The sequence below is a fragment of the Halobacillus sp. B23F22_1 genome, from assembly GCF_043497005.1.
In the GTDB taxonomy this organism is placed as follows: Bacteria; Bacillota; Bacilli; order Bacillales; family Halobacillaceae; genus Halobacillus_A.
In genome coordinates this window covers 1,088,892-1,104,719 of record NZ_JBIEKE010000001.1, presented here as the reverse complement: position 1 = coordinate 1,104,719, position 15,828 = coordinate 1,088,892, and the positions used below count along the sequence as shown (strand labels likewise).

Sequence of the window (15,828 nt, the reverse complement as noted above, 5' to 3'; positions counted from 1 at the left end):
TGGTGAATTTCTTAATTTGGCCGTATTTTCACTCAAAAAAATAGCCGCTTTAAGCGACTATTTGTGATAAAAATATTTTCTTTCCGGGCGTCCTACTTTGCCATACCTCATTTCCGCGACACCTTCATTAATAGAAATTAAATACTCTAAATAGCGGCGGGCTGTCGTTTTTGAGGCGCCCATATAGTGACTGGCCTGCTCTGCCGTTATCCCTTCCTCTGCATTATCTTTTAACAGCTGCCTTACTTTTTTTAATGTCAGCTGGTCGATCCCTTTTGGAACAGATGCTTCCTGCGGTTCTTCCGGCTTCTCCTTTCTAATTAATTGATCAACTGTTTGCTGATCAAACGTCTCCTGGCTGTTCATGAAATGCTTTTTCTTTTGGTAGGATTCAATGGTATGTAAAAATCGATCCATTGAGATTGGCTTAATAATATAATCAACGACACCGTAATTGAGTGCCATTGTGATCATTTCTTTTTCCGTAGCGGCAGTAATCATAATGATATCGAGTTCAGGAAACGTCTTTCTTAATTCATGCAGCAGCTCGGTCCCTAAGCGATCCGGCATATACACATCTAATAATAGCAGGTCCGGCCGATGTTGATTCACTGCCTGTAATGCCTCTTCTGCATTTAATGCCTTTGCTGCCACCTCTATACCATCTACTTCTTTTAAAAATTTTTCATGCAGATCGGCTACACGAAAATCATCTTCTGCTATGACTGCTTTGATCAATTTTCTCACTCCTTTCTATTTTGTTAAAAACACAGAAAAAGTAGTTTCAGTTGATGGGTTGGAATCCAGTTCAAATGTTCCTCCAAGTTCTTCCACAATTTCACGCACATTGGAAAGTCCGAACCCCCTATGTTCTCCCTGCTTCGTTGAAAATCCTCTTACAAAAATATAAGGTATAACCTCTTCAGGAACCCCCGGTCCGTTATCGCTGACTTCAAATATAATTTCACGTCCTATATCGGTTGCAGAAAAAGTGACTTTCTTATCGTTTTGGTCTTTAACAGCTTCAAATGCATTATCGATTAAATTACCTAAAATAGTTACGAGCTTCGAACGGCTGATGTGCTCTGGCATAGTTTCGATTGAAGCATTTTCATCGACGACAAAATCAATTTTCAGCTCTGAAGCCTTACTGATTTTCCCCAATAATATTGCCTGCACCGTGTCATCCTTAATTTGCTCCAGACGATTCGATTGATACTGGACAGATTGAAAATCGGCTTGAATTAAATCCACCGCTTCGTCGTAATTTTTTAATTGAAGAAGGCCAAGCAATACGTACATTTTATTGGCATACTCATGGGTTTGAGAGCGCAGTCCTTCAGAGTAACGCTTAATTTCCGATAGAGCTCCAACCATCTCGCGAACCTCAGACTTGTCACGAAAACTAGCGACCACACCTACAACTTCATCGTTTTCTATAACAGGTGTACGTGTAACTATGACCATGCGATCACCAAGTGAAATCTCTTGATCACGCTCTTCCTTACCTGAACGAAGCACGCGTTCCATTTTTGAGTTTGGAAAAATGGTTTGAATATGTTGTTGAGTAACTTCCCCTGATAGGCGAAGCAGCTTTCTCGCGGCTGCATTAATCGTGGTGACGCGGGCATTTTTGTCAATTGCAATGAGTCCTTCTTTCACTGAAGATAAAACAGCTTCACGTTCTTGATAAAGGGCAGCAATTTGATAGGGTTCAAGTCCCATCGTGTCCTTCCGGATACTGCGTGTAAGCATATAACCGCCAAGGCCGCCGATGACTAAAACGAGGAAAGACACCCCGGCAATTTTTCCTAATGTGTTAAAGAACGTCGTATAAATATCTTCCATTAAAAAGCCAACTGAGACGACGCCAATGATCTCATTTTTATCATTAACGATCGGTGCCTTGCCCCTTAAAGACGGACCGAGCGTCCCTTCCGCCTGCGACACGTAATAACGCCCTTCCTCAAGTGCCCGCTCATTATCTCCGCCAACCATCTTTTGGCCGATGAGCGCTTCATTTGGATGAGCATAGCGGATGCTCTGCTCATTCCCAATGACAATAAACTCAGCCCCCACCTGTTTTTGGATTTCCAGAGCAAGCGGCTGAATCTCTTCAGAAGGATTTTCGGTCTCAAACGCCTCTTTTATGGAAGGCATATAGGAAATGGTCGTGGCCGTATGTAATGCCATATCGCCCATGTGCTCCTCCGTCTGCTCAAATTCAAAATAAGTAAAAATACCAGAAAGAATAAGGATGACCGATATGATTAACGTAAAAATCAGTACCTGAATCTTTGTCTTAAGTGAAAATCTAATCCTGCTATTCATCACCATGACCCCTTATGTAAACGCTGCATTTCATATTATCTTAACATGGAGATGTATTTGTCGGTACCTGGTACAGAAAGTTGATTGTGGTGTACCTGGTACCTTTTAATGAAGATTATGTACCTGGTACCTTTTTATCCCTTCTGCGTACCAGGTACACCGCACTGTATCAATTTCCTCTTTCTTCCTCATACTACAATTATGAAAGGAGGGAGAAGTTATGGCTGAATACTTTGAGCGCGTTCGTAAAAATGCGGATGGCGATATTGTAAGCTTTCAGACTTCAAGCGGGAAAGAACTAACTTATGAGGAAGCGATAGCGGCTGTGGAAAGTGGAACAATACAAGGAGCGAACGTAGGTAAGGCGAGGAATGGACGTCCTGTCATTCGCGGCAATGCGGACGGCGATCCTAATAATAACTTAGATAATCTTCCGACGTTTTAATTCACTACAAAAAGAAGTCAAGGGTGCAGTCCTCGACTTCTTTTTGTGTACCTGTTACTTAATTTTTATTTCTGTGTACCTGGTACATACTTCTCTCTTTTCTGTACCTGGTACCGACTTTTGGCTCCTATTCAAAATAGACGGGTTGGCCTGTACGTGCTGATTGATAAATTGCTTCTAAAATCTCACTAACGACGAGCGCCTGTTCCGGCAATACGACTGGCTCTTTATTATTCTGCAGGCTTTCAATCCATAATCTTGCTTCTCGATCGCTGTCACTTTCGTCTTCCCCGCTGTAGAAGTCTACTCCGCCGGCATCTAATTCAGGTTTTGTTGTATGTAGTTTGCCATATTTTTCTCCGTTGATACGCAAACCATCATTCATATCCGCTCCACCTTCTGTTCCACAAAGCGTACTTTTCGCTTCACCTACATCAAGCGAATTTAATGCCCAGCTGGATTCTAAAATGATCGTTGCGCCATTTTTCAAGGTGATAAAGCCGAAAGCAGAATCTTCTACGTTAAATTCTTTGGGATCCCATGGACCAAATGCGTTAGCGGCATCTTTATTATCAGAAAGCTTGTGATATACGTTACCTATGACGCTTCTCACATCATAATTATTCATCAGCCATAGCGTTAAATCGAGGGCATGCGTCCCAATATCAATCAGCGGTCCGCCACCTTGTTCTTCTTCGTTTAAAAAGACTCCCCATGTCGGTACGGCACGTCTTCGAATGGCATGAGCTTTTGCAAAATAAATCTCTCCAAACTCTCCGTCTTCAGAAACTTTCTTTAAATATTGAGAGTCGTTACGGAATCGATTATTATAGCCAATCGACAGCTTTTTTCCGCTTCGTTTCGCTGCTTCTACCATTTCTCTTGCTTCTGCAGCAGTTTTGGCCATCGGTTTTTCACACATGACATGTTTACCTGACTCCAGTGCGGCTATACTGATCTCAGCATGCGACTTATTTGGAGTGCAGACGTGGACCACATCCAGATCTTCATTTAATAAGTCATAAAAATCTGTGAATACTTTAGCATCCTGCGCCCCATAATCCAGTGCCGCTGTTTGCGCTCGTTCTTCAATAATGTCACAAAAAGCGACCATTTCAACAGCTTCTACCTTTGAAAGGCTGGGCATCTGCTTTCCATTGGCAATACCACCACAGCCTACTATACCTATTTTAAGTTTAGGTTTTACCATTTTTCATCCTCCTACAAAATGCTTTTTAAATAATGAAAGCTTTCTTTAATGCTTACTAAAGGATCCTTATCAAAATTCTCCTGCTCAACCGTATACCACTCTACTTGCTGAGCTTTACCGGCACTTACAATTTCCCTGAAGTTCATTGTGCCTTTGCCAATTTCTACGTTTCTTTTCACTTCAAATTTGTCCATATCTTTAATGTGAAGCATCTTGCATCGCTGGTTATATTTTTCGATAAGGTCAATGGACTTAATGCCGCACATTTCAGCCCAATACGTATCCAATTCGATAAAAAGGTTTTCTTTTCCTGTATGATTCACTAAAATATCTAGACCGTACTCGCCATCATATTTCTCAAACTCCACGTGATGGTTGTGATAGCCAAATTGCAGTCCGTTATTTCGACACCTTTCGCCAATTTGATTAAACAACTCAGCCGTTCGTTTATAGGCGCTGGCGCTATTTCGATACTTTTCAGGTAAACCGGGACAGATAATGTAAGGGCTGTTTAATTCCAGCGAGTAATCAATCATTTCGTTTAAATTCTGCTCAAGATCATCAATTCCAATGTGACTGCCCGCTGCTTTTAAATTGAGAGCATCCAGCTTTTTCTTAAGCTTGTGACTTGGGGTATTGAAATACCCAGCAAACTCCACGCCATCATAACCTGCTTGAGCCACTTTTTCGAGCGTACCTAAAAAGTCCTTCTCCGTATATTCCTTCAACGAATAAAGCTGCAACCCAATCTGTGCGATTTCTCCCACTCCTCTTTTTATTTAATTTTTTTCTTTTCTTTCTGGGTACCAGGTACCGGTAGTTAATATCGGTGTACCAGGTACGCAATTTCTCTCTCTGCGTACCTGGTACGCAATCATTTCAATACAAACTGCATGCCTTTTTTGAAGTTTTTGCTGAAGATGATGAATAGAATTAGGATGGGCAGGGTTAATAATACGGACGCGGCATACATCGGTCCGGGGTAACCTCCATAAGGTCCGAACATTTGCGCTAACAATACGTTTAACGTCAGCATATCTTCACTATTGACGACTAGCATATCCCATAACAGTTCTACCCATCTTTCCATAAATACAAATAAGAAAATAATCGTCGTAATCGACTTAGACATCGGCAGAACAATTTTCCAAACGATCTTCCATTGACTGGCACCATCAATCTTCGCTGCTTCTATCAATTCATTCGGCAGCCCTCTAAAGAAGTTGGTATACATAAAGATCGCCCATAAGTTCACGGCCTTTGGAAGAATCATTGCCCAGTATGTGTCATACATTCCAAAGTAACGAATGATTAAGAATAGTGGGATTAATAGAATGACAGCCGGGTAGAACATTTGAAACAAAATGACGTTGTTAATCAGCCGGTTCCCTTTAAATTTAAGCTTTGCTAAGGAGTAACCAACGAGCAGAGCTGTCGCAATCATCAGGATAGAAGAAGTGGTACTTACGATTACACTATTAAAAAAGGAGCGCATCCATGGTCGAGCATTGGCTCCTTCTCCTCCAAAGAAGAGCCATTCATAAGATCGGAGTGTAAATTCAGTTGGAATTAACTTTCGGTCGACTTGATCCCATACAGCAAATGAGCCGAGCACCATGTAAATATAAGGGGAGACCATAACGAGGAGCACAGTAAAGGCCACCGTATACAGCAATGTTAATTTAAGTTTGTTATTCCCAGCCATGTCTCGCACCCCATTTTTCTAGAATTTTACGAAAGACGAGTATTGAACCAAATGTAACAATCGAATTAATAACGGCAATGGCCGTTCCATAGCCTGCGTTTAGTCGTTCAAACGCCTGGCTGTAGATTTCTAACTGCCACGTATGGGTAGCCAGGTCCGGCCCACCGCCTGTTAAAACATAAGGCTCGGTAAAAATACCAAACATGAGTCCGACTGCTAAAATTGTGACCGTATAAAAGGAAGGATAAAGCATGGGAATGGTTACGTACCAAAACTTTTTCAACCCCACAGCCCCATCCATTTCAGCAGCTTCATATACTTCTTTAGGAATGCTTTCAAGACCTGCCACAAAAAGAAGCGCGTAGTAACCGGCAAATTTCCAGGCCATCATAAGTGCAATAATTAATGGTGCTAAAATAGAAGAACCTAACCAGTCGATATCAAGACCAAATGTTCCTCGCAGCCAGATATTAAATGGACTGTTGTGGGATAACACACCGTTTACAACAATTGCCGAAGCTACCCCCGAGGCTAAATAAGGTAAAAAGAATGCCACGGAAAACAATCCTTTAAACTTCGGCAGTGTATGAATAAGCATCGCGAGTAACAAAGCTCCAGCCACTACAATCGGAACGAACATTCCGAGAAATTTGTATGTGACAAAGAAAGCCGCCCGCACACTCTCACTAAAGAAGGCTTCTATGAAATTTTGAATGCCGACAAATTCATAATCTGCAGCGATTAAGTTCCAATTGGTAAAAGCTAGATAAGTGGCCCACAATAAGGGAAAAAGAAAGAAAATGAGTGAATAGATAAGGTAAGGGCTGGCAAAAAGCCAACCCAACCTTGCATTACTCTTGTCCATTTACTCCAACACCCCGTCAATGGAATTGATTACATCTTCCCACGCTTGTTGGGGCTCTTTTTCACCTTTAACGAGAGGGTTTAGTCCTTCCGTGCCGATTAGTTCTTGAATTTCTGCTGTTTGTTCACTATCAATGGGGGGCACGGCATTGGGAATGTTGTCTGCATATTTTGTAAGTTCCGGATGCTCTTCAAGGAATTCTGTGAACGCATCGTTTGTCGCTAAATCATCACGTGCTGGAGGCAGATTCGTATCTTCAAACCACTTTAAGTCGTTGTCTGCATCAGAATAAACCCAGTTCACGAAATCAAAAGCCGCTTGCTGTTGTTCTTCTGTAGCTGATGCATAAATGGAAAGACCCTTCGTATCAGCAAAAGTCTTCGGATTTTCAGTCCCTTCTTCACCAGGGACTGGAGGCATCGTTAGTTCATACGTTTCTCCTTCTTCCATTTCAGGGAATTTATCATCCCAATAAGAAAACGTCCATGGCCCGATGTCCATCATGATCGAATCCCCTGATTCAAATGGATCCGTAGCTTCACGCGTTAAAAGCATATCCCCTTCGGCCATTTCGCTGAAGAAATCAAACGTTTCTACACCTGCTTCCTCCTCTGCAACCACTTCATTCCCTTCTACAAAATTGTTGCCATCAGAAGCCGCATTGTAAAGCATGAAGAAGTCAAACCATCTCGCATGCCACGTCGGTTGTACTAAGTCTGCTCGTGACCAGAGATATTTTTCCGGGTATTCTTCTTTCAGTTTTTCACCAGCTTCTAATACTTCATCGTACGTACGTGGAGCTTCATCAAAGCCTAATTCTTGTAAAATATCTGTTCTCCACGCAAACAGCATAGGGTTTGAATAGACAGGTAAAACAAATTGCTGATCATCAGTAAATTTCCACGATGACATCGTTTCTTCCATTTGACGTTCCTCAATTAGCTCATCATAGCCGTCAAATTCATTGAAAGGAACAATCGCGTTACTGCCCGCTAATTGTGCGGCGAATCCTCTAGAGATATTCTCAGAGATCGCGGGAGCATTTCCAGCTGCAATAGCTGACTGGATGCCCGCTTCAGAAGAAGGACTTTCCGGCATTGGCGTTACGTTAATGCTTACATTCTCCTCTTCCTCCATGTACTGTTGAGCCATTTCTTCCCAGAATGCTTCCTGCGCTGGGTTTGGTGCAGCCCAGAATTCAAACTCAACAGAACCATCCTCACCTGAACCACCATCTCCATTACTTTCAGACTGACAGCCGGCAACGACTAGAACACTCGCAAACATAAGAACGAATAAACGAAGGTTAAGCAGGTTTTTCATTTAAATTCCCCTCTCTTTTTTGTAATCGCCTTCACTATTAAATAAATGGATTTGGCACAGTCGCCTTATGAGCTTCAGCATCACTCACCCCGACATAAAGTTCGGCTTCTCCATTGTCTAAAAATACTAATCCTCCACTAAATAAAACATCCGTAAGATCTGGGCGTTTCGCTTCTCCTTTAGGAAAATCCCTCCGTGTCGCTATAATCTTCATCTTTGTAAATCGATTGGTGTGCCTATCATAGGTACATGCGATTGGATAATAATGACGGTTCCCTTCCTTATCAAACTGAGCGATATGGCCAAGTACTCCGATCTCTCCATTAGCCAGCAGGTAAAGCTCATTCGCTCCTCCCCACTCTTCCTCGATAAAGTGAGATTCAATAAGTGGAGCTCTCTCTATTTTTTCTGGAGTAAGGTCAAATAACGAATTAATTCTCGTAAATCCTATTTTCCCACGGCCGCCTTTTTCACCCTGCGGACGGGTAAAAACACCAATCGTTTCGTCCTGTAACTCCAGTAAACGAATATCCTTCATGCCTTCAGGTCCCGCGGCGAAAAACTTCAGCTTTCGAACGCTCTCTCCTTTATAGAACACCGTTTTCCACGTTAACCTGCTCGCATCTTCGGGATCAGGTGTAACTTTCACCCCGCCAAAAACGATCTGACCATGGATTCGAGCAACAAATGGATCCTGCAGTTCAAAGGTTGGGGCGTCCGGTCGAGGCTCCCATTTTCCGTTTCTTTTTACAAAAAAGTAAACATCAGAATACTCGGTATCTCGGCCTTCCACTCGCCCGGCGATGACCGCTTCCCCTTCATCGGTAAAAGGAGCTGTGATATTGTAAACATCTCTCTCCCCCACGCCGGTAAACTCTAGCTTTTCCGCTTGTTTTGCACCTTCCTGGCGATCGTACGCATCTAGCAATCGATGAACGGTATACGTCATTCAATCGTCCCACCTTCAGGAACCTTCATATAGGTAAGCTGCGCTAAAATATCATCTACACTCATATCCGCTGCGGCCATCGACGTGTCAGCCACTCCGTAATACATCCTGATGTTACGATTTTGTAACGTTACACCACAACTGAAAACAACTTGACTAAAAAATCCACTCACTTCATAATCAGCCTCTGGAACTAAAAGAGGCTCATTTGTTTTCGCCAGTACCTTTGCTGGGTTTTCAAGATCTAGCAGGACAGCGCCTAAACAGTAACGGTCATTTTTATCGGCCGCATGATAAATTTCAATCCAGCCTTCTTCCGTTTTAAAAGGAATGGCGCCTCCGCCAATTCGACCACTGTCCCAGCCATCTTCACTTAAGCCTAAAAGGTGCTGGTGGTTTCCCCAGTGAATAAGGTTGTCAGACTCTGCGATCCAAATTTCCGGACGCCCAATACCCTTAGGGACCGGTCGATGCAGCGTATAATATTTTCCGTTAATTTTTTCAGGAAAAATCGCTACATCTTTGTTTTCGGGATGAAGCATCAATCCGTGACGTTCATATGATACAAAATCCTTCGTTGAGATCAGCCCGACTCCTACACCTACTTCTGAGACCGCACTGTACTGGATGTAATATGTATCGTCGATCTGAGTCACTCGCGGATCTTCAACGCCCCATGCCTCATGTTTCGTTTCAGGATATATAAACGGTTCCTCATCAACAGTGAAATCTTCACCATCTGCACTTCTTGCCAACCGGATATACGAAAGCGATGTTAAGTAAGCTGTCGAATCCTTATCCTGATAGCGAATCGTACGCGGATCCGTGAAATCATAGGTTGAGTCATCTTCATGAAGCTCAATAAGATGAAGCTTCCCTTCTCCTTCACTAAAATCAATAATTGGCGCTTTTACAATTGCAGGATTGTTCGTAATTGGACGTTCTGCTACTCTTAATAAGAGAAGTGTTTCCCCTTCATACTCCGCCACCCCTGCGTTAAACACTCCTATCACTTCATGATCATCGTGATAAGGAGTAACGTCTGCCGGTGTAATTAACGGGTTGCGTTCCAGCCGTGTCACATTCATCAACCTTCATTCCTCCATCCATTTTGTAAGCCTTTTCAAAATAACTCGTCATTACATTACAAAATTATTATCCCTTTACTATCTTGTTTAGTAACCTTACAAATGATTATACATTCTGCATTTGTAATGTCAATATGTAATCCGTAATTTACTTGACTTAAGGAATTAATTGTAATTAAATCAACAATACAGTATATTATAAAGTAACGTTACAAAATGTTTTAAGAGAGAGGTTGTTTCCTTCATGGCAAAAAAAGTGACAATGCAAGACATTGCCGACCAGCTCAATATATCAAAAAACTCGGTTTCCCAAGCGTTAACTGGAAAGCCAGGCGTAAGTGACGAACTTAGAAAACTTGTCCATCAAGTAGCCAAAGAACTCGGATATAAATATAACCGCTCCGTAACTACTCGCAGTTATAATCAAGTTCAAAGCGGGAACATTGCCCTCATTGCGTCTGACTTCGCTTTTTCCATGAAAAGCTTTTTTGGGGAAATCTACTTAACAATAGAAGAAGAAGTCAATAAACGAAATAAAAACCTGCTCATTCAATCTATAAATAAGCAGTCAAAAGCGTCACTTACCCTGCCTTCATTTATTGAAAAAAAAGAAGTGGACGGCGTTCTCATTCTTTCTCATATTAGTAACGACTACATTCAAAAGGTGCTTGATACGGGGATCCCAACTGTTTTAATTGATCATCATCATCCGACCATTCATGCTGACGCCATTCTGACGAACAATCGTTTTGGCGCCTATACCGCTGTCCAACACTTAATTGAGCTCGGCCATGAAAACATAGCTTTTGTGGGGGATACAAGTTTTTCACCGAGTTATCAGGAACGTCTCGAAGGTTTTCTGCTTGCTCTTAAGGATTACGGGATTGAACCGACTCAAGAATTTTTACTAACCGATGCCCCAGAAGAAAATAACGTCCTTAATCATTTTATCGGTGAACTGTCGAAACAGCCGACTGCCTGGTTCTGTGTCAATGACGGACTTGGCTATCTTATTACTTCAGGTTTACAGCAACACGGGATTCAAGTCCCAAGTGATGCCTCAGTCTGTAGTTTTGATAACGGTCAGCTCTCTCAACTATCCACTCCATCAATTACGACGATGGATATTAGCTTTAAGGATTTTGGTCAAAATGCCGTGGAAAAGCTGTTTTGGAGAATGGATAATCCTGAACAGCCATATCAGGAGATTTTATTACCGGCGACACTCATTAAAAGAGACTCCACAAAGAAAAAGAAGTAAAATCATACAAAATAGCGCTTTGCAGAAATGAACTGCAAAGCGCTTTTGTTGTTTACCATTTTTAGTGTACCAGGTACCGAGAGTCGATTTTTGTGTACCTGGTACCAAAAATCTATCAAAAATTCAAAAATCGCCCTATTGAGTGGAAATCTCTTTAGGGCGATTTTTTGATGAGTGGATAGAAATCTATTGATAGTTTTTTAATTCAAGTCTGCCAATATCGCGCAGGTGGACTTGGTCTGGCCCGTCGACGATGCGGAGTGTTCGGGCGTTGGCCCAGTGCGCGGCCAGTGGGAAGTCTTCCGAAACCCCTCCCCCTCCAAATACTTGAATAGCACGATCGATGACGTTAAGGGATACGCGCGGAGCTGCGATTTTAATCATTGCGATTTCTTTTCTTGCTGCTTTTGACCCGTGTTCATCCATTTTCTGCGCTGCATGGAGGGTCAGCAGGCGGGCTTGGTCAATTTCAATCCGGGATTCAGCGATATGTTCGCGAATGACTCCTTTTTCAGCGAGAGAAGAACCAAATGTTTCTCTTCGCATCGCTCGCTCATTCATAAGTTCCAATGCCCGTTCTGCTGCTCCAATCGCTCGCATACAGTGATGGATGCGGCCTGGTCCTAATCGGGACTGCGCAATTTCAAACCCTGCTCCTTCTTCATATAAAAGGTTTTCTACAGGTACGCGAACGTCTGTAAAATGAACTTCTGCGTGGCCGTGGGGCGCGTGATCATAACCAAAGACCGGCAGATGACGCTTCACTTCCACCCCTGGCGTATCCATTGGCACAAGGATCATCGATTGCTGGCGGTGACGAGGACCATCTGGATCTGTTTTTCCCATGAATATCGCAATCTCACATCTAGGATCCATGGCTCCTGAGGACCACCATTTCCTCGCATTTATGACGTATTCGTCTCCTTCACGCTTGATGTAACTTTGAATATTGGTCGCATCAGATGAGGCAACATCGGGTTCTGTCATTGTAAAACAAGATCGTATTTCACCCGCAAGCAGGGGATTCAGCCATCTTCTTTTCTGCTCATCAGTGCCAAATTTCATGAGTACTTCCATATTGCCCGTATCGGGAGCATTGCAGTTAAACACTTCTGGGCCGATTAGAGAGCGCCCCATTACTTCACAAAGGTGTGCGTATTCATAGTTTGACAGCTGTGTTTCATAACCCTCTTCTCCTATAAATAAATTCCATAACCCTTCTCGTTTCGCTTTCGCCTTTAATTCTTCAATTATCGGCGGGATGGTCCAGCGTGAGTCAGCTTCGTTTAATTGCTGTTCATACAGTTTTTCATTCGGGTACACTTCTTCTTCCATAAAAGAAATGAGTTTTTCCTGAACGTCTTGGATTTTAGGTGATAAGGTTGTTAACATAGGCTATTCCTCCATTTTAAGTATAAATAGGGTGACGTCTGGTTTCTTCTGCTTTTTTCATTAAGTTACTAATGCCCTGGTCTAAGTTTGCAAAGCGGTCGTCTTGCAGCTCGCCGCTGCTCCATCGAGCATAAATCTGCTGAAGGATGCTGGCGATTTTATAAAAAGAAAACACGAGGTAAAAATTAATTTGACTCACGTCTCTCCCGCTTCTCTCCGCATATAACTCAAGCATTTGCTTACGAGAGAGAAACCCTTCTTCTTTGGTCACTGCTGTTAAACCAGTTTCAGGATCCCCTGGTTCCGTCCAATAAGCGAGTGCTGCTCCTACATCTGTCAACGGATCGCCAATGGTGCTCAGTTCCCAATCAAAAACACCTGTGACTTCACCAGGATTCTCTTTTGAAAACATCATATTATTCAGTTTAAAATCATTGTGCACAAGTGTAGGAACTGGAGAATCCGGAAGTTGCTGGAGCAGCCAGGCTTCCACTTCTTCTACCCCGGCGTAATCATGGGTTTTCGCCCGGTTGTAGCGTTTGATCCAGCCCTTTACTTGCCGTTCTAAAAAACCATCCGGCTTTCCTAGATCAGCTAATTGGTGGTCGTAAATATTAATCGAATGAAGTTTGACGAGAGAATCGACCACGGCTTCAGAGACAATTTTACGTATTCCTTCTATATCATCATAATGAGCTGGCAGCTGATCATCAATGACGACGCCCTCTTTACGTTCCATGACATAAAAGTGTTTATCCATTAATGAAGGATTCTCACTATATACATACGGCTTAGGAGCTAGAAGAAAAACAGGATGAATTTTTTCCAGGATCTTAAACTCTCGTTCCATATCGTGTGCCCGTGGCGGAATTTCTCCAAATGGCGGTCGGCGTAGGACGCCCTTCCAATCTCCTACTTCAATAGAATACGTAATGTTAGAATATCCGGCTGAAAAGCGTCGCACCTTCAGTTCTCCTTTTGCCTCGGGTATTTGCCTCTCCAGCAGCCGCTTTATCCCATCCCAATTAATTTCTTCACGATCTTGTTTCGTAAGCTCAGCCATCTAATGCCTCCTTTTATTGTAAACGCTTTCTTTATTTTGTTAAAAAATAAGCAGCACGATCGTTATGATGACCCCTGTATACAATAAGGTAATGGTGGCAAACCCCATCATGTCACGAATACGCAGCCCGGCAATTGCAAGCATCGGTACCGCCCAAAAAGGTTGAATCATATTTGTCCACGCGTCTCCCCATGCTACAGCCGTAACAATCTTTGCAGGATCGACACCCATATCCATCGCTGTTGGCAGCATGATTGGCGCTTGAACCGCCCATTGACCTCCTCCTGAAGGGACGAACATGTTCAGTAACCCTGAGGATAAAAAGGCAAAGAAGGGAAGGGTTTGCTCATTCGCTACACTGGCGATGTTTGTCGATAGCCATATCGCCAACCCGGATGCGCTGATCATTCCCATAATTCCTGCATAAAAAGGATATTGAAGCGCGAACTGTCCTACACTTCCAGAAGCTGCTTTAATTCCATTCCCTAATTCGCTTACGTTGCTATACAACAGTAACGCAGCGGTTAAAAACATTAAGTTTACGATATTTAAGTCTAAGGAAAACCCATTCATCGAAAATTGTGCGATGAGATACGTTAATCCCAGCAGACCACCCGCTAATACGATTAATCGGCTGTTATCTAATTTTTCGTTCGGTTGTAAGTCTTTCGTTTTTACCTGGTCATGGGTGATCTTTGTTTCTTTTAACATTTCTTTATCGATTGTCATTCGATCTTCGGGGCGCTTCGGGTGAATAAGCATCATAACAAACGGCAACGTGGTGAAAATGACAAGCACCAGTATGATATTTGTGATTGAAAACAAAGTCTCTGACGTTGGAATAAGCCCGACCATGTCCTGGAAATTGTGCCCTTCTGTTGCTACAAAAAGTGAAGGTGAGGAGGATAATCCACCTTCCCAAATGACGAAGCCTGAATAGCCAGCCGCAACTAATACACGATAATCAACGGTCGTCACTTTTCTTCCTACAAGTCGAGCCATAATCCCAGCGACGACGAGGCCAAGTCCCCAGCTGATGAGTGAGGCAACGAGTGAGGAAAAGGTTACGACTAATATGGCTGATTTCGAAGTTTTACACAAACTCGCCGCTTTCTCAAGCAGGTTAGATACCGGCTTTGTTAAAGCAAGTGCATAACTCATAACAAACGTGGTAATGATCTGGGCCGTAAATTCAAGCAATCCCCAAAATCCATCTCCCCAGTGTAACACCATATCAAATGGAGAACTTTCAGTAATAAATACCCCGCTAAGAAAGGCGACAATCGTTAAAAGCACAGCAAATACAAAGGCATCAGGCAAATATTTTTCTGCAATTTTCGCAAAAAACATTGCCAGCTTTGAAACGAGGTTGTTTGATTTCGGCGGCTCTTGCCAATCCATTTTTTTCGCAGTCGGTTCCATACCTTATCCCCCTTATTATTGTGCAGTCCATCCTCCGTCAACATAAATCGTTTGTCCTGTCATATAGTTCGAAGCATCTGAGGCAAGCAACAGGAGAGGGCCTTCTAAGTCTTGTAATTCCCCCACTCGTTTGACCATCGTTTGATTAATAATTTGGCTACAGCGTTCTTCATCATCAAGCCATCCGGCTGTCATTGGGGTTTTTATGTACCCAGGTGCTAGGGCGTTGACGTTGATATCCTTATCTGCCAATTCATGCGCCCATACTTTCGTTAGTTGATTGATGCCTCCTTTACTTGAAGCGTAACTCGTTTGAAAGCTGCTTCCTACACCTCCAAAAATAGATGAAATGTTAATGATACGTCCGCCTTTCCCTTGATGAATCAATTGTTTTGCGACCGCTTGACCCACGAGAAAGACGCCTTTTAGATTCGTATCGAGGACACGATCCCAATCTTCTTCTTCCACTTCTATCAACGGTTTTCGAATGTTCGTCCCCGCATTGTTCACGAGGATGTGGACTTCACCAAATTGCCCGACCACTTCGTCGACCCATGCGTTCACACTCTCTTTATTCGTGACATCCACTGATGTAGCCATCACGTCATATCCTTCATTGGATAGCTCTTTTTCCGCATTCTCTAAGTCGTCCAACCCGCGGCTGGAGATGGCCAGCTTCGCCCCCATTCGACCGAGACAATGGGCCATCCCTAATCCAATTCCTTTACTTCCTCCTGTAATCATCGCAACTTTTCCTTCGAGTTGAAACATCTT

General features: G+C 43.0%; 15 protein-coding genes. 2 read left to right on the top strand and 13 right to left on the bottom strand.

Going from position 1 to position 15,828, the window contains the following annotated elements:
• Positions 1-57: 57 nt before the first annotated feature.
• Positions 58-747, bottom strand: a complete 690-nt coding sequence (locus ACGTNH_RS05710) for a response regulator (RefSeq protein WP_394585653.1) — start codon at positions 745-747, stop codon at positions 58-60.
• Positions 748-753: 6 nt separating this feature from the next.
• Positions 754-2,331, bottom strand: a complete 1,578-nt coding sequence (locus ACGTNH_RS05705) for an ATP-binding protein (protein WP_394585652.1) — start codon at positions 2,329-2,331, stop codon at positions 754-756.
• A 220-nt stretch (positions 2,332-2,551) separates the two neighbouring features.
• Between ACGTNH_RS05705 and ACGTNH_RS05700 the strand changes: the two genes are divergently transcribed.
• Positions 2,552-2,776, top strand: coding sequence for a DUF3892 domain-containing protein (locus ACGTNH_RS05700; protein ID WP_394585651.1), 225 nt, complete (start codon positions 2,552-2,554; stop codon positions 2,774-2,776).
• A 127-nt stretch (positions 2,777-2,903) separates the two neighbouring features.
• Here the strand turns inward: ACGTNH_RS05700 and ACGTNH_RS05695 are convergent, their stop codons facing one another.
• The 7 genes from ACGTNH_RS05695 to ACGTNH_RS05665 form a co-directional block, all read right to left on the bottom strand.
• Complete coding sequence (locus ACGTNH_RS05695) at positions 2,904-3,986, bottom strand: Gfo/Idh/MocA family protein (protein WP_394585649.1); 1,083 nt, start codon at positions 3,984-3,986, stop codon at positions 2,904-2,906.
• Between the two features lie 11 nt (positions 3,987-3,997).
• Entirely contained in the window at positions 3,998-4,753 is a 756-nt protein-coding gene (locus ACGTNH_RS05690) for a sugar phosphate isomerase/epimerase family protein (RefSeq protein WP_394585648.1), read from the bottom strand.
• 107 nt (positions 4,754-4,860) lie between these two features.
• The gene (locus ACGTNH_RS05685; RefSeq protein ID WP_394585647.1) at positions 4,861-5,691 is read right to left on the bottom strand and encodes a carbohydrate ABC transporter permease; all 831 of its coding nucleotides are present in this window, start codon (positions 5,689-5,691) and stop codon (positions 4,861-4,863) included.
• Positions 5,678-6,556 carry a carbohydrate ABC transporter permease gene (locus ACGTNH_RS05680; protein ID WP_394585646.1) on the bottom strand — a complete coding sequence of 293 codons (879 nt, stop codon included), beginning with the start codon at positions 6,554-6,556 and terminating at the stop codon, positions 5,678-5,680. The genes ACGTNH_RS05685 and ACGTNH_RS05680 overlap by 14 nt, the downstream gene beginning before the upstream one ends.
• Positions 6,557-7,879, bottom strand: a complete 1,323-nt coding sequence (locus tag ACGTNH_RS05675) for an ABC transporter substrate-binding protein (protein WP_394585645.1) — start codon at positions 7,877-7,879, stop codon at positions 6,557-6,559.
• A gap of 37 nt (positions 7,880-7,916) precedes the next feature.
• Complete coding sequence (locus ACGTNH_RS05670; RefSeq protein ID WP_394585644.1) at positions 7,917-8,828, bottom strand: DUF1861 family protein; 912 nt, start codon at positions 8,826-8,828, stop codon at positions 7,917-7,919.
• Positions 8,825-9,916, bottom strand: coding sequence for a BtaManbiosPhlase (locus ACGTNH_RS05665; protein WP_394586141.1), 1,092 nt, complete (start codon positions 9,914-9,916; stop codon positions 8,825-8,827). The genes ACGTNH_RS05670 and ACGTNH_RS05665 overlap by 4 nt, the downstream gene beginning before the upstream one ends.
• 244 nt (positions 9,917-10,160) lie before the next feature.
• Between ACGTNH_RS05665 and ACGTNH_RS05660 the strand changes: the two genes are divergently transcribed.
• Complete coding sequence (locus ACGTNH_RS05660) at positions 10,161-11,177, top strand: substrate-binding domain-containing protein (RefSeq protein WP_394585643.1); 1,017 nt, start codon at positions 10,161-10,163, stop codon at positions 11,175-11,177.
• Between the two features lie 186 nt (positions 11,178-11,363).
• Here ACGTNH_RS05660 and ACGTNH_RS05655 read toward each other — a convergent pair whose 3' ends face one another.
• Genes ACGTNH_RS05655 through ACGTNH_RS05640 form a run of 4 tightly spaced genes read right to left on the bottom strand, consistent with a single transcriptional unit; the run spans position 11,364 to position 15,825 of the window.
• Complete coding sequence (locus ACGTNH_RS05655) at positions 11,364-12,569, bottom strand: acyl-CoA dehydrogenase family protein (RefSeq protein ID WP_394585642.1); 1,206 nt, start codon at positions 12,567-12,569, stop codon at positions 11,364-11,366.
• A 16-nt stretch (positions 12,570-12,585) separates the two neighbouring features.
• Positions 12,586-13,632, bottom strand: coding sequence for a phosphotransferase family protein (locus tag ACGTNH_RS05650; RefSeq protein WP_394585640.1), 1,047 nt, complete (start codon positions 13,630-13,632; stop codon positions 12,586-12,588).
• Positions 13,633-13,671: 39 nt separating this feature from the next.
• Positions 13,672-15,054: a short-chain fatty acid transporter gene (locus ACGTNH_RS05645; RefSeq protein WP_394585638.1), complete on the bottom strand. Its 1,383-nt coding sequence runs from the start codon at positions 15,052-15,054 to the stop codon at positions 13,672-13,674.
• A gap of 15 nt (positions 15,055-15,069) precedes the next feature.
• A complete protein-coding gene (locus tag ACGTNH_RS05640; RefSeq protein WP_394585636.1) occupies positions 15,070-15,825 on the bottom strand; it encodes an SDR family NAD(P)-dependent oxidoreductase in 756 nt (251 codons plus the stop codon).
• Positions 15,826-15,828: the final 3 nt, after the last annotated feature.

Coding starts and splice junctions, on each gene's coding strand:
- ACGTNH_RS05695 (WP_394585649.1), bottom strand. CDS start 3,986: ATGGTAAAACCTAAACTTAAAATAGGTATAGTAGGCTGTGGTGGTATT.
- ACGTNH_RS05670 (WP_394585644.1), bottom strand. CDS start 8,828: ATGACGTATACCGTTCATCGATTGCTAGATGCGTACGATCGCCAGGAA.
- ACGTNH_RS05640 (WP_394585636.1), bottom strand. CDS start 15,825: ATGTTTCAACTCGAAGGAAAAGTTGCGATGATTACAGGAGGAAGTAAA.
- ACGTNH_RS05655 (WP_394585642.1), bottom strand. CDS start 12,569: ATGTTAACAACCTTATCACCTAAAATCCAAGACGTTCAGGAAAAACTC.
- ACGTNH_RS05660 (WP_394585643.1), top strand. CDS start 10,161: ATGGCAAAAAAAGTGACAATGCAAGACATTGCCGACCAGCTCAATATA.
- ACGTNH_RS05675 (WP_394585645.1), bottom strand. CDS start 7,879: ATGAAAAACCTGCTTAACCTTCGTTTATTCGTTCTTATGTTTGCGAGT.
- ACGTNH_RS05680 (WP_394585646.1), bottom strand. CDS start 6,556: ATGGACAAGAGTAATGCAAGGTTGGGTTGGCTTTTTGCCAGCCCTTAC.
- ACGTNH_RS05685 (WP_394585647.1), bottom strand. CDS start 5,691: ATGGCTGGGAATAACAAACTTAAATTAACATTGCTGTATACGGTGGCC.
- ACGTNH_RS05705 (WP_394585652.1), bottom strand. CDS start 2,331: ATGAATAGCAGGATTAGATTTTCACTTAAGACAAAGATTCAGGTACTG.
- ACGTNH_RS05700 (WP_394585651.1), top strand. CDS start 2,552: ATGGCTGAATACTTTGAGCGCGTTCGTAAAAATGCGGATGGCGATATT.
- ACGTNH_RS05665 (WP_394586141.1), bottom strand. CDS start 9,916: ATGAATGTGACACGGCTGGAACGCAACCCGTTAATTACACCGGCAGAC.
- ACGTNH_RS05650 (WP_394585640.1), bottom strand. CDS start 13,632: ATGGCTGAGCTTACGAAACAAGATCGTGAAGAAATTAATTGGGATGGG.
- ACGTNH_RS05645 (WP_394585638.1), bottom strand. CDS start 15,054: ATGGAACCGACTGCGAAAAAAATGGATTGGCAAGAGCCGCCGAAATCA.